The organism is Streptomyces sp. NBC_01142 (assembly GCF_026341125.1).
Classification (GTDB): Bacteria; Actinomycetota; Actinomycetes; order Streptomycetales; family Streptomycetaceae; genus Streptomyces.
Genome location: NZ_JAPEOR010000002.1, coordinates 1,863,732 through 1,884,940, shown reverse-complemented (window position 1 = coordinate 1,884,940; position 21,209 = coordinate 1,863,732). Strand labels below are relative to the sequence as shown.

The window sequence follows — 21,209 nt, the reverse complement described above, 5'->3', positions numbered from 1 at the left end:
GCTACGACTCCTTGTGGGAGAGGGCGCGGACGGTACGGGAGGGGCTGGGGCGGCCCAGCCGCTCGGCCAGCCACATGCTCGTGGCGGTGAGCCGGCCGAGGTCGACCCCGGTTTCGATGCCGAGGCCGTGGAGCATCCACACGAGGTCTTCGGTGGCGAGGTTTCCGGTCGCGCTCTTGGCGTACGGGCAGCCGCCGAGGCCGCCCGCGGAGGCGTCCACGGTGGTCACACCGTGCTGCAGCGAGGCGAGGGTGTTGGCGAGGGCCTGCCCGTAGGTGTCGTGGAAGTGCACGCCGATCGCGGAGGTGGGCACGCCCTCCTCGTTGAGCCGGGAGAGCAGGCTCTGCACATGGCCGGGCGTGGCCACCCCGATGGTGTCGCCGAGGCTGAGCTCGTCGCAGCCGAGGTCCATGAGCGCCTTCGCGACCCGGACGACCTGGTGGACGGGGACCGGACCCTCCCACGGGTCGCCGAAGCACATGGAGAGATAGCCGCGGACATGGATCTTGTCGGCGCGGGCCTTGGCCACGACCGGCTCGAACATGGCGAGCGACTCGTCCACGGTGCGGTTGAGATTGCGCCGGGCGAAGGTCTCGGTCGCGCTGGCGAACACGGCGATCCGGCGCGCGCCGAGCGCCGTGGCCCGCTCGAGTCCGCGTTCGTTCGGTACGAGGACGGGCAGGGCGACGCCCTCGATGTCGCCGAGCAGCGGAAACAGCTGCTCGGCGTCGGCGAGTTGGGGCACCCACTTGGGGTGGACGAAGCTGGTCGCCTCGACGGTGCTCAGCCCGGCGTCGGCGAGGCGGTGGATGAACTCCGCCTTGACCTCGGTCGGGACGACCGCGCTCTCGTTCTGCAGGCCGTCGCGGGCGCCGACCTCGTGGATGCGGACGCGGGGCGGCAGATCCGGTACGGGAACGGCCATGGGCAGCCCGTCGGTCATGCTTCCTCCCTCGGGGTGACGACCGCCAGGATCTGGTCCATGGCGACGGTCGAGCCGGCTGTGACATCCAGCTCGGTGACGGTGCCGGCGTGCGGGGCGGAGATGACGTGCTCCATCTTCATCGCCTCCACGACGAGCAGACTCTGTCCGGCGGCCACCTCGTCCCCGACGGCGACCTTGACGACGGTGACGGTCCCGGGCATGGGCGCGGCGAGGGTGTCCGCACCGGCGTGCGCGCTGCCGGTGAGCGCGGCGGCGACGGGGTCGTGGTCCTGGATGTGCCAGGAGTCCCCGTCCCGGCCGAGCCAGGACCCGGCGCGGGCGAAGGTGTGCAGCACCCCGTCCACGGTCACCGAGACCCGGTCGGGCGCGACCCGGTATCCGCTCCGGTCCCTCAGCCGGTGAGCGACGGGTTCGCACCCCGCCGCGCGCAGATGGTGGGTGACGGGCACGGGCTCGCTGCCCATGCGCCAGCCGCTCGGGACGGAGAACGGGTCGGTCCAGTCGGAGTCCTGCCGGGGAGCCAGCTCGGCCTCCCGGACCGCTGCCGCGGCTTCGTACACCTCGTCCGGGATGCCGTCGGGCACCAGATCGTCCGCCTCCCGCTCCACCAGGCCCGTGTCCAACTCGCCCGACACCACCGCCGGGTGGGCCAGCAGGCGGCGCAGAAAGCCCGCGTTCGTCGGGACGCCGAGGGTGACCGTGTCGGCGAGGGCCGCGCGCAGGCGGCGCAGGGCGGTCGGCCGGTCGGGGCCGTACGCAATGACCTTGGACAGCATCGGGTCGTACAGGCTGCCGACCTCTGTGCCCTCGCTCAGGCCCGAGTCGGTGCGCACCCCGTCGCCCTGCGGCTCGTGCAGGGCGAGGACCGTGCCGCCGGAGGGCAGGAAGCCGCGCGACGGGTCCTCCGCGCAGATACGGGCCTCGACCGCATGGCCCGTGAGTGCGATGTCCTCCTGGGTGAAGGGCAGTTGCTCACCGGCGGCGACCCGCAGCTGCCACTCGACCAGGTCCAGGCCGGTGATCAGCTCCGTCACCGGGTGCTCGACCTGGAGGCGGGTGTTCATCTCCATGAAGTAGTACGCGGAAGGGTCGTTGCCCGGGACGATGAACTCCACCGTGCCCGCGCCCCGGTAACCGCAGGACCGGGCCGCCTGGACCGCCGCCTCGCCCATGGCGGCGCGTGTCGCCTCGTCCAGCAGGACGCTCGGCGCCTCCTCGATGATCTTCTGGTGGCGGCGCTGCAACGAGCACTCGCGCTCACCCAGGTGGATCACGTTGCCGTGGCTGTCCGCCAGGACCTGGATCTCGATGTGCCGGGGACGGTCGATCCACCGCTCCACCAGCAGCGTGTCGTCACCGAAAGAGGCACGCGCCTCGCGGCGGGCCGCCGCGATCTCCTCCAGAAGCGCGGACTCCACGCGGGTCAGCCGCATGCCCTTGCCGCCGCCGCCCGCCGAGGGCTTCAGCAGGACCGGCATGCCGATCTCCCGTGCCGCGTCGGCAAGTTGGGCATCGGACAGGCCGCTGCCCGCGGAGCCCGGGACGACCGGGACGCCCGCCGCCTGCACCGTCTCCTTGGCGCGGATCTTGTCGCCCATCAGCGAGATCGCCGAGGCGGGCGGGCCGATGAAGACCAGCCCCGCCTCCGCACACGCCTGCGCGAATCCGGCGTTCTCGGCGAGGAAGCCGTAGCCCGGGTGGACCGCCTGCGCGCCGGTGCGCGCCGCCGCGTCCAGCAGCCGGTCGACGCAGAGATAGCTCTCGGCGGCGGGCGCGGGGCCGATACGGACCGCCGTGTCCGCCTCCCGCACGTGCCGGGCCTGCGCGTCCGCGTCGCTGAACACGGCGACGGAACGGACGCCGAGCGTCCGCAGGGTGCGTATGACCCGTACGGCGATCTCGCCACGGTTGGCGACAAGGACGGTGTCGAACATGGTCATCTGTCCCTCACATCCGGAAGACGCCGAAGCCGGGGTCGCCCAGCGGGGCGTTGGCACACGCGGTCAGGGCCAGGCCGAGCACCTGGCGGGTCTCCAGCGGGTCGATCACGCCGTCGTCCCACAGCCGGGCCGTCGCGTAGTAGGCGCTGCCCTGGTGCTCGTACTGCGCGCGGATCGGGTCCTTGAAGGCCTCTTCGTCCGCCGCCGGCCACTGCTCGCCGCGCCCCTCGAGCTGGTCGCGCTTGACGGTGGCGAGCACCGAAGCGGCCTGCTCGCCGCCCATCACCGAGATCTTGGCGTTGGGCCACATCCACAGGAAGCGCGGGGAGTACGCCCGGCCGCACATCGAGTAGTTCCCCGCGCCGTACGAACCGCCGACGACGACCGTCAGCTTCGGCACGCGCGTGCAGGCCACTGCCGTGACCATCTTGGCGCCGTGCTTGGCGATGCCGCCCGCTTCGTAGTCCCGGCCGACCATGAAGCCGGAGATGTTCTGGAGGAAGACGAGGGGGATGCCGCGCTGGTCGCACAGCTCGATGAAGTGCGCGCCCTTCTGGGCGGATTCGGAGAACAGGATGCCGTTGTTGGCGACGATGCCGACGGGGTGGCCGTGGATCCGGGCGAAGCCGGTGATCAGCGTCTGCCCGAACTCGGCCTTGAACTCGGCGAACCGGGAGCCGTCGACGACGCGGGCGATGACCTCGCGGACGTCGTAGGGGGTACGGGAGTCCACCGGCACCGCGCCGTACAGCCCGGCGGGGTCGACCTTGGGCTCCTCGGCCGGCTCGACGGACCAGGGGAGCGGGCCGCGTGCGGGGAGCGTCGCCACGATGTTCCGTACGATCCGCAGCGCGTGCGCGTCATCCTCGGCGAGGTGGTCGGTGACGCCCGACGTACGGGAATGGACCTCGCCGCCGCCCAGCTCCTCCGCCGTGACGACCTCACCGGTCGCGGCCTTCACCAGTGGCGGGCCGCCGAGGAAGATCGTGCCCTGGTTCCGTACGATCACGGCCTCGTCGCTCATCGCGGGGACGTAGGCGCCACCGGCGGTGCAGGAGCCGAGGACGGCCGCGATCTGGGGGATGCCGGCGCCCGACATCCGGGCCTGGTTGTAGAAGATCCGCCCGAAGTGCTCGCGGTCGGGGAAGACTTCGTCCTGCATGGGAAGGAAGGCGCCGCCCGAGTCGACCAGATAGACGCAGGGCAGCCGGTTCTCCAGGGCCACCTCCTGGGCGCGGAGGTGCTTCTTGACCGTCATGGGGTAGTACGTGCCGCCCTTGACCGTGGCGTCATTGGCGACGATCACGACCTCACGGCCGCTGACCCGCCCGATCCCGGCTATCACTCCGGCGGCCGGGGCCTGCCCCTCGTACATCCCCTCCGCGGCGAGCGGCGCGAGCTCGAGGAAGGGGGAGCCCGGGTCGAGGAGAGTGTCCACGCGGTCGCGCGGCAGCAGCTTTCCGCGTGCGGTGTGCCGGGCGCGGGCCTTCTCGCCGCCGCCGAGGCGGGCTGCCGCGAGCCGGCCGCGCAGTCCGTCGGCGAGCTCCTGGTGTGCCGCCTCGTTGGCCTGCCAGGCCGGGGAGGCGGGGTCTGCCGCGCTCGCCAGCACGGGTGCCTGCTGCATCGTCTTGAGCCCCCTTGCTCAGTTAGCGCTCGTTAACGCGCCTCCTTCAGGTTAACGACCGCTAACAGCCTTGTCTAGAATTAATGCCATGACCACCAGGACGGACGCCCCGACGCGCCGTGAGCAGATCCTCAAGGAGGCCGCGCGCCTCTTCGCCGAGCGCGGATTTCACGGCGTCGGTGTCGACGAGATAGGGGCGGCCGTCGGCATCAGCGGCCCCGGCCTGTACCGCCACTTCCCGGGCAAGGACGCGATGCTCGCCGAGCTGCTGGTGGGCATCAGTGAGCGGCTGCTCAACGGAGGCCGGCTGCGGGTCGAGGAGGCGGCGCCGGACCCCGATCCGCAGGCGCTGCTCGCCGCGCTCATCGACGGGCACATCGACTTCGCGCTCGACGACCGCCCGCTGATCACCCTCCACGACCGCGAGCTGGACCGGCTGCGGGACAGCGACCGCAAGCTGGTGCGGCAGTTGCAGCGGCAGTACGTCGAGCTGTGGGTCACGGTCGTACGGGAACTGCACCGCGACGTACCCGAGTCGGAGGCGCGGGCGGCGGTCCACGCGGTGTTCGGCCTGCTCAACTCGACGCCGCACCTGGGCTCGTACGGCAGCGACCTGCCGGGCCGCACGGCAACGGAAACGCTGCTGCGCCGCCTGGCGCACGGGGCGTTCGCGTCACTGGCGGGCTGAGGCCGGCGGGATACGGCGGACCGGGGCTCTCGCTACCCGGCCGCCCCGCCCGTGATGCGGGGGTACCGGGTACCCCCGCATCCCCGGCCGGGTGCGCGTGCGGCAGCTACCCGGCCGGCGCGCGGCCGGAGTTCGGTGCGCCGCGGGGGTTCGGTGCGCCGCGGGGGTTCGGTGCGCCGCGGGTCCGGTGCACCGTGGGGCGGTTGCTGCGCACCGTCCGGCTTCGCGCCCCGAGCCGGCCGACGCGCTCTCGGCCCCCGGCGGCCCCCGGCGGCCCCCGGCGGCCTTCGGCAGCAGGGGCGCGACGAGGGCGGGGCGCGTGGTGGGGTGACCGGCGCCCTCTCCCGTGCTGGTGGGGCCCTCAGGGGTGGGAGTTGCGTCGTCCAACGTTCGGGACGCACGGCACGCCGCCCGCACCTGACGGCACAATGGGCGCATGCCGATACCAAGCCGTGCCGCCCTTGTCGACCATCTCGTCCGCTCACGTATCGCAGGAGACGTCGCCACGCCACGCGACAACAACCTCTCCCACTACCGCAAGCTCGCCAACGGCGACCGTCACTACTGGCTGGGGCTGGAGCTCGGCGATCGCTGGTCCGATGAGCAGGATGTGCTCGCCGTCATGGCCGAGCGGTGCGGCGTCAACGACGACCCCCAGTACCGCTACGGCCAGGACACCATCGATCCGGAACTCACGGTCGATGCCCTGGACCGGATGGCGGCCCGGCTGCGCAAGGCGGCCGCGGGCAAGGAGAGCGTGCTGTTCGCGACCGGGCATCCGGGTGGGCTGCTGGATGTGCACCGGCAGACCGCCGACGCGCTGCGCGCCGCCGGCTGCGAGATCGTACGGATCCCCGGCGGGCTGACGGCCGACGAGGGCATGGTCTTCCAGTTCGCGGACGTCGCGATGCTGGAGCGCGGCGCAACTCTGTGGCACACGCACTCGCCCGCGCCGATGGCGGCGATCCTGGACGGTCTCGCGGGGGAGCAGCGTCCACAGCCCGATCTGGTGATCGCGGACCACGGCTGGGCCGGATGCGCCGGCCAGCGTGGCATCGACGCCGTCGGGTACGCCGACAGCAACGACCCGGCGCTGTTCATCGGCGAGGCCGAGGGCACCCTCCAGGTGACCGTCCCGCTCGACGACCACGTCACCGATCCGCGCTTCTACGACCCGATGACCGCCTACCTGCTGGACGCCGCGGGCCTCTCCTGACCCAGGCCCGGCGTCGGGTCCAGATACACGCGCCGGATCGCCGGGAAGCGCTCCCGCAACTGCTCCTCGGCCTCCTCGCAGGCCCACTCGATCTGCCGCGCGGTCGACGCGTCCCTGAAGTCGACCTTCGCGGCGATCAGGATCTCGTCCGGGCCCTGGATCAGCGTGGTCAGCTCCAGGACGTCCACGATGTGGGGGACGGTGAGGATCTCCTCCCGTACCCCCTCGCGCATCGGCTCGGGGAGCGGTCGGCCGATCAGCAGCTGGGCGTTGCTGCGGCCCAGTACCCAGGCCACGTACACCAGCAGCAGGCCGATCAGGATCGACGCGACGCCGTCCCAGACGCCGGAGCCGGTCAGCTGCCCGCCGAGCAGGCCGCCCGCCGCGAGCAGCAGGCCGGCCAGGGCCGCGGAGTCCTCGAGGACGACCGCCTTGACCGCGGTGTCCGGGGTGAACCGGAGATAGTGGCCGACCGGGGCGCCGAAGCGCGCGGCCTCTCCTCGGACCTGCCGGACGCCCGTACGCAGCGAGTAGCCCTCCAGCAGGAAGGCCACGCCGAGCACGATGTACGAGACGAGAGGGTCGCCCGGCTCCTCGCCGTGGGTCAGCGTGTGGATGCCGTCGTAGACGGAGAAGACCGCACCGCCGACGAAGGTGGCGACGGAGGCGAGCAGGGCCCAGATGTAGCGCTCGGGGCCGTACCCGAGCGGATGGTCCTCGTCGGCCGGTTTCGCGCTCCGCCTGAGCGAGGTGAGCAGCATCAGCTCGGTGACCGTGTCGGCCACCGAGTGCGCGGCCTCGGAGAGCATGGCGCTGGAGCCGCTGATGACACCGGCGACGGCCTTGGCCACGGCGATGCCGAGGTTGGCCACTGCCGCGACGATCACCGTGAAGGTGCTCTGACCGCTACTCTCGGCCGGTTCGCTCATGTATCGGACCGTATGTCCGATCAGTGGGGTACGCGAACGTGTCCGATCAGTGGGGTACGCGAATGTGTCCGGTCAGTGGGGTACGCGAACGACGCCCTCCTGGATGACGGAGACCGCCAGCCGCCCGTCCTGCGTGTAGATCCGGGCCTGCCCGAGCCCCCGGCCGCCGGACGCCGAGGGGGACTCCTGGTCGTACAGCAGCCATTCGTCGGCCCGGAACGGCCGGTGGAACCACATCGCGTGGTCGAGCGAGGCGCCCACCACGTCGCCGACCGCCCAGCCGCCGCGCCCGTGCGCGAGCAGCACCGAGTCGAGCAGCGTCATGTCGGAGACGTACGTCGCGAGGCAGACATGCAGCAGCGGATCGTCGGCGAGCTTGCCGTTCGCCCGGAACCACACCTGCGAGCGCGGCTCGCGCGGCTGTCCGGCGCTGGCGTACGGCGGAGCGTCGACGTAGCGCAGATCGACCGCGGCCCGCGCCTCGAGCAGCCGGTCGACCGTGCCGGGGTCGGTGAAGAGGTCCGCGTACCGCGGAAGGCTCTCGGCCGCCGTCGGCAGCGTCTCCGGGGCGGGCGCGGCAGGCATCGCCGTCTGGTGCTCCAACCCCTCCTCGTACGTCTGGAACGACGCCGAGAGATGGAAGATCGGCTGGCCGTGCTGGACGGCGACGACCCTGCGTGTGGTGAAGGAGCGGCCGTCGCGGATGCGGTCGACCGTGTAGACGATCGGCGCGCCCGGATCGCCCATGCGCAGGAAGTACGCGTGCAGGGAGTGCGCCGTACGGTCCTCGGGGACGGTGCGGCCCGCGGCGACCAGGGCCTGGGCGGCCACCTGCCCGCCGAAGACGCGCGGTACGACGGCGGAGCGGGACCGGCCCCGGAAGATGTCCTGCTCGATCTGCTCCAGGTCGAGCAGATCGAGCAGGTCGTCAAGTGCTTCGCTCATGGGAGGAAGGTAATCGCCTTACCGGTAACCGCTTACAGGCCCATGGACTTGGCGATGATCGACTTCATGACCTCGCTGGTGCCGCCGTAGATGCGGTTGACGCGGTTGTCGGCGTAGAGGCGTGCGATCGGGTACTCGTTCATGTAGCCGTAGCCGCCGTGCAGCTGGAGGCACTTGTCGATGACGCGGTGCGCGACCTCGGTGCAGAACAGCTTCGCGGACGCGGCCTCCGCGGCGGACAGCTCGCCCGCGTCCAGGGCCTCCAGGGCGCGGTCGGAAACGGCCTCGGCGGCGTCCACCTCGGCCTGGCAGGCGGCCAGCTCGAACTTGGTGTTCTGGAAGGAGGCGACGGGCTTGCCGAAGACCGTGCGGTCCTGCACGTACTGCTGGGCGAACCGGATGGCGGCCTTGGCCTGCGCGTACGCACCGAACGCGATGCCCCAGCGCTCGGAGGGAAGGTTCTGGCCGAGGTAGTAGAAGCCCTTGTTCTCCTCGCCGAGCAGGTCCTCGACGGGGACCTTGACGTCGACGAAGGCCAGCTCGGCGGTGTCGGAGGTGCGCAGGCCGAGCTTGTCCAGCTTGCGGCCGACCGAGTAGCCCTGCGACTTGGTGTCCACCGCGAACAGCGAGATGCCGAAGCGGCGGTCGTCCTCACGCGGGGCGGAGGTGCGGGCGCACACGATCACGCGGTCGGCGTGCACACCACCGGTGATGAAGGTCTTGGCGCCGTTGAGGACGTAGTGCGTGCCGTCCTCCGAGAGCTTGGCCGTGGTCTTCATGCCCGCGACGTCGGAGCCGGTGCCCGGCTCGGTCATCGCCAGCGCCCACATCTCCTCGCCGGTGACGAACTTCGGCAGGTAGGCCTTCTTCTGCTCGTCGGTGGCGAGCAGCTTGATGTACGGCAGGGCGAGCAGCACATGCACGCCGGAGCCGCCGAAGTTGACGCCCGCGCGCGAGGTCTCCTCGTAGAGCACGGCCTCGAACTTGTGCGTGTCCAGGCCCGCGCCGCCGAACTCCTCGGGGACGTTGATGCCGAAGACGCCCAGCTCACCGAGCTTGTAGTAGAAGTCGCGGGGCGCCTGGCCGGCCGCGAACCACTCGTCGTAGACGGGGACGACCTCGGCCTCGATGAAGGCCCGGATGGTCTCCCGGAACGCCTCGTGGTCCTCGTTGAAAACGGTACGGCGCACGGGGTCGCCCTCCTCGTCAAAGTTTTGTCTAAGCGCTTGCTCAGAAAAAGTTACCCGGCGGTCACAGAGCCTGTCCAGGGTGTTGGACGGTCGTGCTCGTCACAGCCGGCGCAGCGCGAACCAGAGCTCCATGCGTACGTCCGCGTCGTCGAGGTTCTCGTCGAGGAGGGTCGCGCAGCGGGCGATCCGCTGGCGCACGGTGTTGCGGTGGATCTCCAGCGCGGCGGCGGTACGGTCCCAACTGCCGTGCAGCGAGAGCCAGGTGCGCAGGGTCTCGATCAGGGCGGGGGAGCCCGCGAGCGGGGCGAGGAGCGTACGGGCGTGGGCGTCCGCCTCCTCGGGAGGGAGCAGCCCGGCCAGCGAGGTGTCGCGGTGCCCGACCAGGGCCGTGCGCGTCGCGGCGGCCCGGCGGACCGCCCTGGCCGCCTGGCCGTCGGCGTCGGCGAGCTCCTCGGGGCCGGCGGGGGCGCTCACGCCGAGGATCCAGCCGGGCTGGGCGGTCACCGGCCGGTCGGCCGGGAGGAGGATCCGTACGGCTCCGTCCGCGTCCGGATCGACGAGCACACTGCCGAGGGCGGCGCCGAGCGCGGCGGCGGAGAGCGCGGCGGTGGTGGAGGAGGTACGGCGCTCGGCGCGCGCGTGGACCACGGTCCACCGCTCGGGCCCCAGCAGGGGAGCCGCCTCGGCGGGGGTCGCGCCGAGCAGGAGGCGTACGAGCGCGGCGCTGCGGCCGGTGGCGTCCGCGCCCTGGTTCGGTGCGGTCAGCAACGAGAGCAGCACGACGGCGACCCCGGCGACGGTGTGATCGCCGGGCTCGCGGGAGGGGGTGGCGAGCCCGAGGGTGAGGCCCTGACTGCCGCCGAGGGCGTAGGCGGAGAGCTGGGCGCCGCCGACACTGTCGGTGGCGGAAGCGGGCGCGGCCCTGCTCGCCTCCCGCGGGCCGCCCTTCCCGGAACCCGAGGCCGGCCCTCCGGTCATGCGCGGCGCCTGTTTTGCGCCGCCTGCGGCCGCCCTGCCTGTGGCCCCGGCTGCGCCGGCCGCGGTGCCCGTGGTGCGGGCGGGCGGGCCGACCGGGACGCGACCGCCTGCCGCACCGCCGGCCGGGGCGGAGCCCGCGGGCCCGTGCGGCGCCTGCTTCGCGCCGCCGCTGGAACCCGCGCCGCCGGAGCCCGCGCCGCTGGAGCCCGCGCCGCTGGAGCCCGCGCCGTCCGCAGGTCCGCGCCGCGGCGCGGGCGCGTGGGGGCCGGGGGGCCCGGGGGGTTCGAGGGGGCTCCCCTCGTTTCGGGAGGGGGCGGGGCGGGGGACGTCCTCCGCGGTGCCCGCCGGTGGCCGGTTCGGTGGCGGGTTCGGTGGCGGGTTCACCACATGCGCCAGGCGCCGCAGGCCCCCCGCCGCCTCCGGACCCGGCGCGCGGCCCGCTGCGTGCAGTTCCGTGCCGTCCGGGCCGAGCAGGACCGCCCGGCCGCCAAGACGCACCGCCAGCTGGTGCAGCACCGCCGGGACCGGGTCCGGGCGGGCCGCCGCCGCGGCCAGGCCCTGCTGGGCATCGGTCACCCGGCGGAGCTCGCGCAGGCGGGCCTGCGACATCAGCCGCCACACCGCGCGCGCGACCGCCGTGAACGTCGTCCTCGGCGGAACCTCGACCAGCGGCAGCCCGTAGCGGTCGCACGCCTCGATCAGCGCGCGCGGCACCGTGTCATGGACGGGCGCGACCCCGAAGCCGAGCGCCGCCGCGCCCGCCTGCACGATGCGCGAGACATACGTGTCGGAGTCCTCGGCGTCCTGGAGGAAGAAGCCGGAACTCAGCAGCAGCTCACCGCCGAGCAGATAGGGATACGGATCCTCCATCTCGGAGGTGTGCACCCAGTGCACAACGACTCCCGGCTCACCCCACTCGCCCGCCCCCGCCGGTCCGGCGATCTGCCGCAGCCCGAGTTCCTCGAGGGAGAGAAGCGCGGCCAGCGGGATCGGCGGCGTGGGTGGGGCGGCTACAGGCTCCGGCATGGACAGTCCATCCATCAGCGGAATGAAGAATGGATGAAACGTACACTTCAGCGATGCTTTCCGGCCACCTACCGTCGGTTCGGACAAGGACTCGAGACCTCGGGGGACGAGACGGAGGAAGCCGATGGCTGTCGACTACGCAGTGATCGTCGTCTATCTGGCCGGCATGCTCGGCATGGGCTGGTGGGGCATGCGCCGCGCCAAGTCCAAGAGCGAGTTCCTGGTCGCGGGCCGCCGGCTCGGCCCCTGGATGTACTCCGGCACCATGGCCGCCATCGTCCTGGGCGGCGCCTCCACCATCGGCGGCGTCGGCCTCGGCTACCAGTACGGCCTCTCCGGCGCGTGGATGGTCTTCACCATCGGCCTGGGCCTGCTCGCCCTCTCCGTGTTCTTCTCCGCGCGCATCGCCCGGCTGAAGGTCTACACCGTCTCGGAGATGCTCGACCTGCGCTACGGCGGCAAGGCCGGACTCATCTCGGGCATCGTGATGTGGGCGTACACCCTGATGCTCGCGGTCACCTCCACGATCGCGTACGCGACGATCTTCAACGTGCTCTTCGAGGTGGACCGCACCTGGGCGATCGTCCTCGGCGGCACGATCGTGGTCGCGTACTCCACGCTCGGCGGCATGTGGTCGATCACCCTCACCGACATGGTGCAGTTCGTCGTCAAGACGATCGGTGTGCTGCTGCTCCTGCTGCCCATCGCGATCGTCAAGGCCGGCGGCTTCGGCGAGATGAAGGCCAAGCTGCCCACCGAGTACTTCGACCCGCTGGGCATCGGCGGCGAGACGATCTTCACGTATGTCCTGATCTACACCTTCGGCATGCTGATCGGACAGGACATCTGGCAGCGGGTGTTCACCGCGCGCAGCGACAGGACCGCGCGCTGGGGCGGCACCGTCGCCGGTACGTACTGTCTGATCTACGCACTCGCCGGCGCCGTCATCGGCACGGCGGCGAAGGTCCTCTTCCCGAAGCTGGACAACCCCGAGAACGCCTTCGCCACCATGGTCAAGGAAGAGCTCCCCGTCGGCGTACGGGGGCTGGTGCTGGCCGCCGCCCTCGCCGCGGTGATGTCGACCTCCTCCGGCGCGCTGATCGCCTCCGCCACCGTCGCCAACAACGACATCTGGGCCCGGCTGCGCGGCGCCGTCGCCCCCCGAGGTGACGGCGAAGGCGGGGAGGGGGCCGGGACGGACCGCGACGAGGTCAAGGGCAACCGGGCGTTCATCCTCATCATGGGCGTCGCCGTGATCGTCATCGCGATCCAGCTCGACACCGTGCTGGAAGGCCTGACCGTGGCGTACGACCTGCTCGTCGGCGGTCTGCTGGTGCCCATCCTGGGCGGTCTGCTGTGGAAGCGCGGCACGGTCCACGGCGCCCTGGCCGGAGTGATCGTCGGCGGCCTGGTCGTGATCGCCATGATGTGGCAGTACTCGGTCCTGGCCAACGAGCCCGTCTACTACGGCCTGTTGTCCTCGCTCGCGGCGTACGTGATCGTCAGCCTGACCACCCGCCCGACGGATGCGGCGGTCCTGGCGAACTGGCGGGAGCGCCTGTCGGGACGCGGCGGCGAGGAAGCGGCCGGGGAGACAGGGGAGACCGGAGCGGACGGCGCTGCCGGAGAGGCGGGGGCGGCCGAGCCCGCCTCCGTGCCCAGCTAAAGTCGAAACGAAACGAAACGCAACGAAGCGTAGGAAAGAAGGCAGAACATGAGCAGCAACGAACAGCCGCGCGGCCCCGTCGACTCGTCCCGCATCCCGCGGTACGCCGGACCCGCGACGTTCGCGCGGCTGCCCCGGCTCGACGAGGTCGGCCGTGCCGATGTCGCCGTGGTCGGCGTTCCCTTCGACTCCGGGGTCTCCTACCGTCCCGGGGCGCGCTTCGGCGGCAATGCGATCCGCGAGGCATCCCGGCTCCTGCGCCCGTACAACCCGGCGCAGGACGCCTCGCCCTTCGCGCTCGCGCAGGTCGCGGACGCGGGCGACATAGCCGCCAACCCGTTCAACATCAACGAGGCCGTCGAGACGATCGAGGCCGCGGCCGACGACCTGCTCGGCACCGGTGCACGGATGATGACGCTCGGCGGCGACCACACCATCGCGCTTCCGCTGCTGCGCGCGGTCGCGAAGCAGCACGGCCCGGTCGCGCTGCTCCACTTCGACGCACACCTCGATACATGGGACACGTACTTCGGCGCGGAGTACACCCACGGCACCCCGTTCCGCCGGGCCGTCGAGGAGGGCATCCTCGACACCGAGGCGCTCTCCCACGTCGGTATCCGCGGTCCGCTGTACGGCAAGCAGGACCTGACCGACGACGAGAAGATGGGCTTCGGCATCGTCACCTCCGCCGACGTCTACCGGCGCGGCGCCGACGAGGTCGCCGACCAGCTCCGCCAGCGCATCGGCGACCGCCCGCTGTACATCTCCATCGACATCGACTGCCTCGACCCGGCCCACGCCCCGGGCACCGGCACCCCGGAGGCGGGCGGCATGACCTCCCGCGAGCTCCTGGAGATCCTGCGCGGGCTGTCCTCCTGCAACCTGGTCTCGGCCGATGTCGTCGAGGTCGCGCCCGCGTACGACCACGCCGAGATCACCTCGGTCGCCGCCTCCCACACGGCGTACGAGCTGACCACGATCATGTCCCGCCAGATTGCAAAGGCACGCGCGAAGTGACGCACGACCACCACCATGAGACGCCCCGCCTCACGGCGGAGCAGACCGCGGCGGCGCTCGCCCCTCCGGCCGGCCGCAACGGCGGAGACCTCGTCGTCGAGACGCTGCACGGCCTCGGTGCCACCACGGTCTTCGGGCTGCCCGGCCAGCACGCGCTGGGCATGTTCGACGCCCTTCGCCGTTCCTCGCTGGAGTACGTCGGACTGCGCGTCGAGAACAACGCGGGCTTCGCCGCCGACGCGTACGGCCGGATCACCGGCGAGGTCGCCCCGCTGCTGCTCTCCACCGGACCGGGCGCGCTCACCTCGCTCGCCGCGCTCCAGGAGGCGGCCGCGGCGTCCGCGCCGGTCCTCGCCATCTCGAGCCAGGTCCCGACCGCGGGCCTGGGCGGCGGCCGCCACGGCTACCTCCACGAACTGCGCGACCAGCAGGCCTCGTTCCGCGGCATCGTGAAGTCCGTGCACACCGTCCGTACAGCCTCGCAGATCCCTTCGGCGATCGCCGCGGCCTGGGAATCGGCCCTCACCGCCCCGCACGGCCCGGTCTGGGTGGAGATCCCGCAGGACGTGCTGCTCGCTACGACGACCCTGCCGGTGGTCACGGCGATGGACGCCACCCCGCGCGAGCTGCACCCCCGCCCCGAGCTGACCGCGGTGGCCGCGCATCTGCTGTCGAACGCCGCCCGCCCGGCGATCATCGCGGGCGGCGGAGTCGTACGCTCCGACGCGTCCGGCAAGCTGCGCGCTCTCGCGGAGAGGATCAACGCGCCGGTCGTCACCACGTACGGCGGCAAGGGCGCGTTCCCGTGGACGCACCCCCTGTCGCTCCAGTCCTGGATGGAGGACCGCCACACCACGGACTTCCTCGAGGACGCCGATGTCCTGCTGGTCGTCGGCTCCGGCCTGGGTGAACTCTCCTCGAACTACCACACGTTCGCACCGCGCGGCCGGGTGATCCAGATCGAGGCGGACCTCGGCAAACTGGAGTCCAACCACCCCGGCCTCGGTATCCACGCGGATGCGCGGCCGGCCGTCTCCGCGCTGCTGGAGTCCGTGGCGGAGCGCCCGGACCCGACGGCGGCGGAGCGCGTACGCACGGTCCTCACCCAGGTCCGCGAGCGCATCGCGGCCCAGGACCTCACGCTGGAACAGCAGGTGCTGGCCTCGGTCCGCGAGGCGCTGCCCGCCACGTCGCCCAGCTTCTGGGACATGACGATCCTGGCGTACTGGGCCTGGTCCGCCTTCGACGCCCGCCACCCGAACACCATGCACTCCGCCCAGGGCGCGGGCGGCCTCGGCTACGGCTTCCCGGCGGCGCTGGGAGCTGCGGCGGCGGACCGTACGCGTCCCGTCCTCGCGGTCTCCGGCGACGGCGGAGCGATGTACTCGATCGCCGAGCTCGCCACGGCCAAGCAGTACGAACTCCCCGTCACCTGGCTGATCGTGGACGACGGCGGCTACGGCATCCTGCGCGAGTACATGTCGGACGCGTTCGGCGAGGCGACGGCGACGGAGCTGTCGCGCCCGGACTTCGTGGCGCTGGCGGAGTCCTTCGGGGTCCCGGCGGTCCGTACGACTCCGGAGTCCCTGTCCGAGGACCTCGCGAAGGCACTGGGGACCCCGGGCCCGTCGGTGGTGGTGCTCCCGGCCCTCCTGCGCATGTTCGCGCCGACGCACCTCTGACCCCCGTGCCCCCCTGACCCCTGTGCCCCCTGACCCCTGTGGCCCCGTCGCTCCCTCCCCCGAGAGTGGCGGGGCCACAGGTCCGCTCAGGGCTTCGGCCGGCGACAACGCTCCCGTGCCAGGGCCCACTCCCGTGGATCAGCCGACCGGAGCCGGTTCCGTGGGTTGCGACGGACGTGCGGGGCGTCGTTCGAAGGGGGTCAGGCTGGCGACAACGCTTGCGTAGAACCTGTCCACAGCCTCGTCGACGCTGCGGATGAACCCGGATTCGGCGCTACCGCGAGTGGCGCCCATGCCTTTGAACAAGGACAGCCGGAAGCCGGTGATGCGGGTGCTGTCCTTGGGGAGCATGTCGGCCGGTTCGGGGCGTAGCCGCTCCAGGGTTCCGCGCGGGCCGCTGCGGCCCTCGACGAGCGTTTCCACGTGGAGGTCCGCCGGTGCCTCGGACAGCAGGCGAACGAGGCGCTTGGCCGAGGTGAGGGGGTAACTCCCTTCGGGAGCCGGGACTTCGATGGACGTGCGCAGTTTGCCGGTCCGTAGGTCGGCGGTGATGGCGAGAACGCCGGGCGTGCCCTCGATGCGCACCTCGGCGGTCAGACGGCCTTCCTCGCACAGCCGGTCGGCGAGTACGGCTCGCCGGGAGTGGGGATCGGATCCGCGTTTGGCACGTTGTACGGGCAGGGCCTTCTGGCCGAGTTCACCGCCCAGGCGCAGGCAGACCTGGCGGATGAGACGCTCCCAGCTTTCGACGACCTCGACGGCCCGCTGGTCTCCCTGGCAGAGAGTCTCCGTATCGATGCCGTTTCGTACGGGCACCCATGCCGGGCCCATGTTCTGAAAGCCGTGGCAGCCGGAGTTCTCGTGCTGAAGGTAGTGCAGCAGTTCCTGCAGGAGCCACGCGTGGGCCGCATTGACGACACCCTCGTGGCGGATCAGCATCTGCGCCTGATGTGCCACCTCGGCCCAGGACAAGTGCCACAGGGCTACCTTGTGCTTGCGCCGTCCGTCGGTCCTGATGTCCACCAGTGGACTGCCTTCCAGCGCCACGTCGTTGGAGAGCGTGATGACGGCCTCGTAGCCGCGCCGGGCGGCAATGTCCATGTAGTTCTGGACCTGATCCGACTTGAGCGGGTTGCCATTGGTCTTCGTCTCGACCAGAGCGGTCCACAGCTTGCCCGCCCGCTCCACACGGATCACACCGTCCGGGCGCTTGGGGGTGTCACCGTGCGGCAGCGTGACCTCGGTGAAGGTCTGCATACGACCGGCCGGTGCGCCGAAGGCAGCGGTGAGCCGCCGCCCGAACTCCGGCACCTCGGCCATCACCGAGAGCAGAACGGAAGTGGCCCGCAGCTCGCGCTCCTTGTCGCTCTTGAGCGACGGCGCGGGGAAGAGTCGCGCAGGCTTCCACGAGTCGTTCTCGGCGAGGGATTTCTTGGCCACTTTGGGCAGCGTGACCTTCTTCTTCGTGGTACGGGGGCCACGGGCGCGCGTCGTCGGCTCCACGTCGGACGACGGTGCCTCGCGTACTGCCTGTGCCGGGACGGCCACCGGCGACGCGGCAGTCGGCGACTGTTCTTCGGGCTTCGGTGCCGGCCCCGCCGCGGGTTCCTGCGCCGCATCGTCATCGCTCTCGTCGTCGACGTCGATGCCGAAGTCGGTGGCCAGACCCGCCAGACCGGTCTCGTAGCCCTGGCCGATCGCCCGGAACTTCCACTCCTCGTCCCGCCGGTACAGCTCACCGAAGAGGAATGCGCTCTCCACGCCTGCGTCGGCGATGGAAAATCCGAGCAGAGCCTCGCCGCTACGGTCGGCGAGTGTCACCCGCAGGTCGTCCAGTTCACCGAAGCAGGAGCCGCCGTACTGACTCGCTGCCACAACAATGCGTTCAACTTCCGGGGGAACTGCGGTCAGATCGAGGCTGATGCGGTCTTCGCTGCCGCTGTCGGTCGGTGTCTTGCCCAACAGCTGCACGCTGCCGTCGGCTGCGGCGGGGTTGTTGTAGAAGAAGAAGTCGGCGTCGCTGCGCACCTTGCCGTTGCCGTCCAGCAGCAGTACGGACACATCCGCGTCCCCGTCCCCCGCCGCACTGCTCCAGCGCAGACTCACCATCACCGAACCGGCGTCATCGCTCAGAGCCGCCAGGCCGACATTGGAGCCCTTGGCCATCTCGCGCATGCAGTCCCCCAGACGCTCAGCCGCGTCCGGGCATGCCCGGGCAGCCGCAGCATGTCGATCTGTAACGTCGTGCGCACTCGGTGTGCGCGAAGTGAACGGTAGCGCTCGCAGTGGCTGTGTGAGGAGATGATGTGCAGACCGGTGTGGATGAGAACGCAGGCACGGACCGACTGCGACGTGGTTCAGGGCTTCGGCCGGTGGAACCGAAGATCTCCGGAGGGAGCCGGTCGATCGTTCACGTGAAGTCGGCCCGGGCTCAACCCATGGCGTCCTAACGTGACGCCATGCGCCTGCGAAACGTACTCGCCTCCGTCACCGCCGGGCTGGCCGTCGTCACGTGCCTGACCGCCGTCGGGCCCGCGGCGGCCGGCCCTCGTGCCTGCTCGTCCCGCGTGGCCGTCGACGGCTACTCCGACGTGCTCGACAAGACCGAGTTCCAGGGCACCTTCGTCGGGAACCTCTCCGCTCTCGCCGTCGACCGCCATGGCCGGGTCGCCGCGCTCTCCGATCGTTCGGCGTTGTTCACGCTGGACGCGCAGACGTATGCGCCGCGCACCGTAGTGCCCCTCGCCGACGAGAGCGGTGCCCAGCTGGACTCCGAGGGGCTCGTCGTCGAGCGGGACGGCAGCCGGCTGGTCAGTTCCGAGAGCGAGCCCTCCGTACGCCGTTACGCCTCCGACGGGACGTTGCTCGGCAGCCTGCCTGTGCCTCCGGTGCTGCGGGTCGCCCCCGGCGGGCGCGCCGGTCGGAACCTGACCTTCGAAGGGCTGACCCTGCAGCCCGGCGGGCGGACCCTCGTCGCCGCCATGGAGGGGGCGCTCGCCGGTGACGGTGCCGGGATCGTGCGGCTGCAGACCTGGCGGCGGTACGGGCCCGCCCACGACTTCCGGCTCTCCGCGCAGTACGGCTACCGCGCCGACACCGGGCTCGGGATCAGCGAGGCCACTGCCACCGGCGACGGGCGGCTCCTCGTTCTCGAGCGCGGGTTCACGGCCGGGACCGGCAATACCGTGCGGCTCTATCTCACCGATCTGCGCCGTGCCACGGATGTCGGGTCCGTCCAGTACCTCGACGGCAGCTCTCGGCTGGTGCGCAAGACCCTCCTCGCCGACATCGCCGACTGCCCCTCTCTCGGGGCCCCGGCCAAGCAGCCCCAGCCCAATCCGCTGCTCGACAACATCGAGGCCCTGGCCGTCACCTCGCACGCTCCCGGCGGCCGTCTCCGCCTCCTGCTGGCCAGTGACGACAACCAGAACGCCACCAGGATCTAGCGAGGGGGTACCGGGCTTCAGCCCGGTAGGGAATCGCTTCTCAATCCTGCTCTGACCCGCAGATCACAGCGGACGGTTCTGGTTCTCGATGTACCGGCGGACGATTGCCAGGGGCGCTCCGCCGACTGACCCGGCGAAGTAGGAGCCAGACCAGAGTTTGTTGGCCCGGTAGTAGTGCTGCACGAGGTCGGGGAACTCCTGACGGAGTCGGCGGGAGGAGACGCCCTTGAGGGAGTTGACCAGTTTCGATACGGCGACCTTGGGCGGGAAGCTCACCAGCAGATGTACGTGGTTGGACTCGCCGTTGAACTCGGTCAGCTCGGTCTCGAAGTCCGCGCACACGGCCCGCATGATCTCTTCCATGCGGGTCAGGTGCCGGTCGGTGAAGACGTGGTGCCGGTACTTCGTCACAAAGACCAAGTGGGCGTGCATGAGGAAAATGCAGTGTCTGCCAGTGCGGATGTTCTGATACTCGGCCATAACCCAACTGTAGTACGGTGATTGGCATGCAACTCCGTTACCAGTACCGCGTCTCCCCGACGCCCGCTCAGGCGATCAACGCCCGCCGGGTGTTCGGGTGCAAGCGCGTGGTCTGGAACGATGCACTGTCCCGGATCAAGCCGGTCAAGGCGTCGAACAAGCTGCTCGGCAACCCGCGCCGGCGGACCGCCGAGGGCCCCTACCTGCGGGTCCCGAAGAACCCGGACCTGTCCAAGGAACTGATCACCACCGCGAAGAAGACCCAGGAGCGGGCCTGGCTGTCCGATGCCCCGGTCGGTGTGCTATAGCAGACGCTGAGGGACCTGGACAAGGCGTGGGCCGCGTATGAGGACTCCAAGACCGGCAACCGCAAGGGCCCCAAGGTTGCCCTGCCGCGCTTCAAGTCCAAGAAGGACAATCGGGAGTCCGCCCGATTCACCGCCTCCGACCGGTTCAAGATCCTCGGTGATGGCAAGCTCCGGCTGCCGAAAATCGGAGACGTGCGGGTCAAGTGGACCCGCGATCTACCCTCCGTCCCGTCGAGCGTGACGCTGATCAAGGACCGATCCGGGAGGTACTGGGCCTCCTTCGTGGTCGAGACCGACCCGGCCGCCGACATCCTTCCGCCAGCTGATTGTGACCAGGGCATCGACCTGGGCCTGACCCGGTTCGCGGTCCTCGCGGACGGTTCGCACATCGCCTCACCAAAGTACCTGCGGCGGGCGGAGAAGAAGCTGAAGAAGCGGCAGCGGGAACTGTCGCGGAAAAAGAAGGGGTCGAACAACCGGGACAAGGCCCGAATCAAGGTCGCCCGCGCTCACGCCCAGGTGGCGGATGCGCGCCGGAACTTCCACCACCAGTGGTCTCACAGGCTGACGAGCGAAAACCAAGCTGTCTTCGCGGAGACCCTGAACGTGCGTGGAATGGCGCGTGGCCGCCTGGCCAAAAGCGTGCACGACGCGGGCTGGTCCCAGTTCCTGATGTTCTGCGAGTACAAGGCGATCCGGCACGGACGGAAGTTCGTCAAGGTCGCCCGCGACTTCCCCAGCTCCCAGATATGTTCCGCCTGCGGATTCCGCGACGGCCCCAAGCCCCTGCACATCCGGGAATGGACCTGCGGCAACTGCGGAACCCGGCACGACCGGGACTGGAACGCCGGACGGAACGTCAAGTATGAAGGCCGCCGCATCCTCGCAGCGGCACAACCACCCACCCCTGGACTGGGGGCCTCACGCCGGTAACGGCGCGAGTAAACGCCTGCGGAGCGCATGTAAGACCAGGCAGCAGCCCGGCAGCGCGCACAAGCCCCACTCCGGTGGGGAGGAAGCAGGAACCCACCCGAAGCGGGTGGTCTCCCAAACGGGTGACCACCCGCAGGCGGAGAATCCACGCCCTTCAGGGCGATCGGAGGAGGTCAAACAGATCACCCGGCTGTA

The 21,209-nt window shown here is 70.8% G+C and carries 17 protein-coding genes; 8 read left to right on the top strand and 9 right to left on the bottom strand.

Annotated features, from left to right (window positions below; all coding sequences use genetic code 11):
• Position 1 precedes the first annotated feature (1 nt).
• The 3 genes from OG883_RS25955 to OG883_RS25945 are packed head-to-tail and all read right to left on the bottom strand — an operon-like array spanning position 2 to position 4,510.
• Positions 2 to 943: a hydroxymethylglutaryl-CoA lyase gene (locus tag OG883_RS25955; RefSeq protein ID WP_266545290.1), complete on the bottom strand. Its 942-nt coding sequence runs from the start codon at positions 941 to 943 to the stop codon at positions 2 to 4.
• Entirely contained in the window at positions 940 to 2,880 is a 1,941-nt protein-coding gene (locus OG883_RS25950; protein ID WP_266545287.1) for an acetyl-CoA carboxylase biotin carboxylase subunit, read from the bottom strand. Before OG883_RS25950 ends, OG883_RS25955 begins: the two co-directional genes overlap by 4 nt.
• A gap of 13 nt (positions 2,881 to 2,893) precedes the next feature.
• Complete coding sequence (locus OG883_RS25945) at positions 2,894 to 4,510, bottom strand: carboxyl transferase domain-containing protein (RefSeq protein ID WP_266545285.1); 1,617 nt, start codon at positions 4,508 to 4,510, stop codon at positions 2,894 to 2,896.
• Positions 4,511 to 4,598: 88 nt separating this feature from the next.
• Here OG883_RS25945 and OG883_RS25940 point away from each other — a divergent pair, with 88 nt between their 5' ends.
• Positions 4,599 to 5,198 (top strand): TetR/AcrR family transcriptional regulator, encoded by a 600-nt coding sequence (locus OG883_RS25940; RefSeq protein ID WP_266545282.1) that lies wholly within the window; start codon positions 4,599 to 4,601, stop codon positions 5,196 to 5,198.
• A 436-nt stretch (positions 5,199 to 5,634) separates the two neighbouring features.
• On the top strand, positions 5,635 to 6,414 hold the full coding sequence (locus OG883_RS25935) for a phosphatase (protein ID WP_266545279.1): 780 nt from the start codon (positions 5,635 to 5,637) through the stop codon (positions 6,412 to 6,414).
• Here the strand turns inward: OG883_RS25935 and OG883_RS25930 are convergent.
• From OG883_RS25930 to OG883_RS25915, 4 genes are all read right to left on the bottom strand, one after another.
• Positions 6,384 to 7,343: a cation diffusion facilitator family transporter gene (locus OG883_RS25930; protein WP_266545276.1), complete on the bottom strand. Its 960-nt coding sequence runs from the start codon at positions 7,341 to 7,343 to the stop codon at positions 6,384 to 6,386. The two genes, OG883_RS25935 and OG883_RS25930, sit on opposite strands and share 31 nt — an antisense overlap.
• A 72-nt stretch (positions 7,344 to 7,415) precedes the next feature.
• Positions 7,416 to 8,288, bottom strand: coding sequence for an acyl-CoA thioesterase II (gene tesB / locus OG883_RS25925; protein WP_266545273.1), 873 nt, complete (start codon positions 8,286 to 8,288; stop codon positions 7,416 to 7,418).
• Positions 8,289 to 8,320: 32 nt separating this feature from the next.
• Entirely contained in the window at positions 8,321 to 9,478 is a 1,158-nt protein-coding gene (locus OG883_RS25920; RefSeq protein ID WP_266545270.1) for an acyl-CoA dehydrogenase family protein, read from the bottom strand.
• 99 nt (positions 9,479 to 9,577) lie between these two features.
• The gene (locus OG883_RS25915; protein ID WP_266545268.1) at positions 9,578 to 11,482 is read right to left on the bottom strand and encodes a PucR family transcriptional regulator; all 1,905 of its coding nucleotides are present in this window, start codon (positions 11,480 to 11,482) and stop codon (positions 9,578 to 9,580) included.
• A gap of 124 nt (positions 11,483 to 11,606) precedes the next feature.
• On the opposite strand from OG883_RS25915, the gene OG883_RS25910 reads away from it, so the two are divergent.
• The 3 genes from OG883_RS25910 to OG883_RS25900 are packed head-to-tail and all read left to right on the top strand — an operon-like array spanning position 11,607 to position 15,847.
• Positions 11,607 to 13,148: a sodium:solute symporter gene (locus OG883_RS25910; protein WP_266545265.1), complete on the top strand. Its 1,542-nt coding sequence runs from the start codon at positions 11,607 to 11,609 to the stop codon at positions 13,146 to 13,148.
• Between the two features lie 48 nt (positions 13,149 to 13,196).
• Complete coding sequence (speB, locus tag OG883_RS25905) at positions 13,197 to 14,165, top strand: agmatinase (RefSeq protein WP_266545262.1); 969 nt, start codon at positions 13,197 to 13,199, stop codon at positions 14,163 to 14,165.
• Entirely contained in the window at positions 14,162 to 15,847 is a 1,686-nt protein-coding gene (locus OG883_RS25900; RefSeq protein WP_266545259.1) for a thiamine pyrophosphate-binding protein, read from the top strand. The genes speB and OG883_RS25900 overlap by 4 nt, the downstream gene beginning before the upstream one ends.
• A gap of 138 nt (positions 15,848 to 15,985) precedes the next feature.
• On the opposite strand, the gene OG883_RS25895 is transcribed toward OG883_RS25900, so the two are convergent.
• Positions 15,986 to 18,022, bottom strand: a complete 2,037-nt coding sequence (locus tag OG883_RS25895) for a TerD family protein (RefSeq protein ID WP_266545256.1) — start codon at positions 18,020 to 18,022, stop codon at positions 15,986 to 15,988.
• Positions 18,023 to 18,306: 284 nt separating this feature from the next.
• On the opposite strand from OG883_RS25895, the gene OG883_RS25890 reads away from it, so the two are divergent.
• On the top strand, positions 18,307 to 19,293 hold the full coding sequence (locus tag OG883_RS25890) for an esterase-like activity of phytase family protein (protein ID WP_266545253.1): 987 nt from the start codon (positions 18,307 to 18,309) through the stop codon (positions 19,291 to 19,293).
• Positions 19,294 to 19,356: 63 nt separating this feature from the next.
• Here OG883_RS25890 and tnpA read toward each other — a convergent pair whose 3' ends face one another.
• Positions 19,357 to 19,773 (bottom strand): IS200/IS605 family transposase, encoded by a 417-nt coding sequence (tnpA, locus tag OG883_RS25885; protein ID WP_266535681.1) that lies wholly within the window; start codon positions 19,771 to 19,773, stop codon positions 19,357 to 19,359.
• Positions 19,774 to 19,799: 26 nt separating this feature from the next.
• On the opposite strand from tnpA, the gene OG883_RS25880 reads away from it, so the two are divergent.
• Together OG883_RS25880 and OG883_RS25875 are read left to right on the top strand one after the other, a co-directional pair.
• On the top strand, positions 19,800 to 20,081 hold the full coding sequence (locus OG883_RS25880; protein WP_266535683.1) for a helix-turn-helix domain-containing protein: 282 nt from the start codon (positions 19,800 to 19,802) through the stop codon (positions 20,079 to 20,081).
• A gap of 6 nt (positions 20,082 to 20,087) precedes the next feature.
• Entirely contained in the window at positions 20,088 to 21,014 is a 927-nt protein-coding gene (locus OG883_RS25875; RefSeq protein ID WP_323181027.1) for an RNA-guided endonuclease TnpB family protein, read from the top strand.
• Positions 21,015 to 21,209 lie beyond the last annotated feature (195 nt).

What these genes read in the sequence shown, in the direction of transcription:
- OG883_RS25895 (WP_266545256.1), bottom strand. Translation starts at nt 18,022, where the DNA reads ATGCGCGAGATGGCCAAGGGCTCCAATGTCGGCCTGGCGGCTCTGAGC.
- OG883_RS25880 (WP_266535683.1), top strand. Translation starts at nt 19,800, where the DNA reads ATGCAACTCCGTTACCAGTACCGCGTCTCCCCGACGCCCGCTCAGGCG.
- tesB (WP_266545273.1), bottom strand. Translation starts at nt 8,288, where the DNA reads ATGAGCGAAGCACTTGACGACCTGCTCGATCTGCTCGACCTGGAGCAG.
- OG883_RS25910 (WP_266545265.1), top strand. Translation starts at nt 11,607, where the DNA reads ATGGCTGTCGACTACGCAGTGATCGTCGTCTATCTGGCCGGCATGCTC.
- OG883_RS25935 (WP_266545279.1), top strand. Translation starts at nt 5,635, where the DNA reads ATGCCGATACCAAGCCGTGCCGCCCTTGTCGACCATCTCGTCCGCTCA.
- OG883_RS25940 (WP_266545282.1), top strand. Translation starts at nt 4,599, where the DNA reads ATGACCACCAGGACGGACGCCCCGACGCGCCGTGAGCAGATCCTCAAG.
- OG883_RS25955 (WP_266545290.1), bottom strand. Translation starts at nt 943, where the DNA reads ATGACCGACGGGCTGCCCATGGCCGTTCCCGTACCGGATCTGCCGCCC.
- OG883_RS25930 (WP_266545276.1), bottom strand. Translation starts at nt 7,343, where the DNA reads ATGAGCGAACCGGCCGAGAGTAGCGGTCAGAGCACCTTCACGGTGATC.
- OG883_RS25945 (WP_266545285.1), bottom strand. Translation starts at nt 4,510, where the DNA reads ATGCAGCAGGCACCCGTGCTGGCGAGCGCGGCAGACCCCGCCTCCCCG.
- OG883_RS25890 (WP_266545253.1), top strand. Translation starts at nt 18,307, where the DNA reads ATGCGCCTGCGAAACGTACTCGCCTCCGTCACCGCCGGGCTGGCCGTC.
- speB (WP_266545262.1), top strand. Translation starts at nt 13,197, where the DNA reads ATGAGCAGCAACGAACAGCCGCGCGGCCCCGTCGACTCGTCCCGCATC.
- OG883_RS25915 (WP_266545268.1), bottom strand. Translation starts at nt 11,482, where the DNA reads ATGCCGGAGCCTGTAGCCGCCCCACCCACGCCGCCGATCCCGCTGGCC.
- OG883_RS25950 (WP_266545287.1), bottom strand. Translation starts at nt 2,880, where the DNA reads ATGTTCGACACCGTCCTTGTCGCCAACCGTGGCGAGATCGCCGTACGG.
- tnpA (WP_266535681.1), bottom strand. Translation starts at nt 19,773, where the DNA reads ATGGCCGAGTATCAGAACATCCGCACTGGCAGACACTGCATTTTCCTC.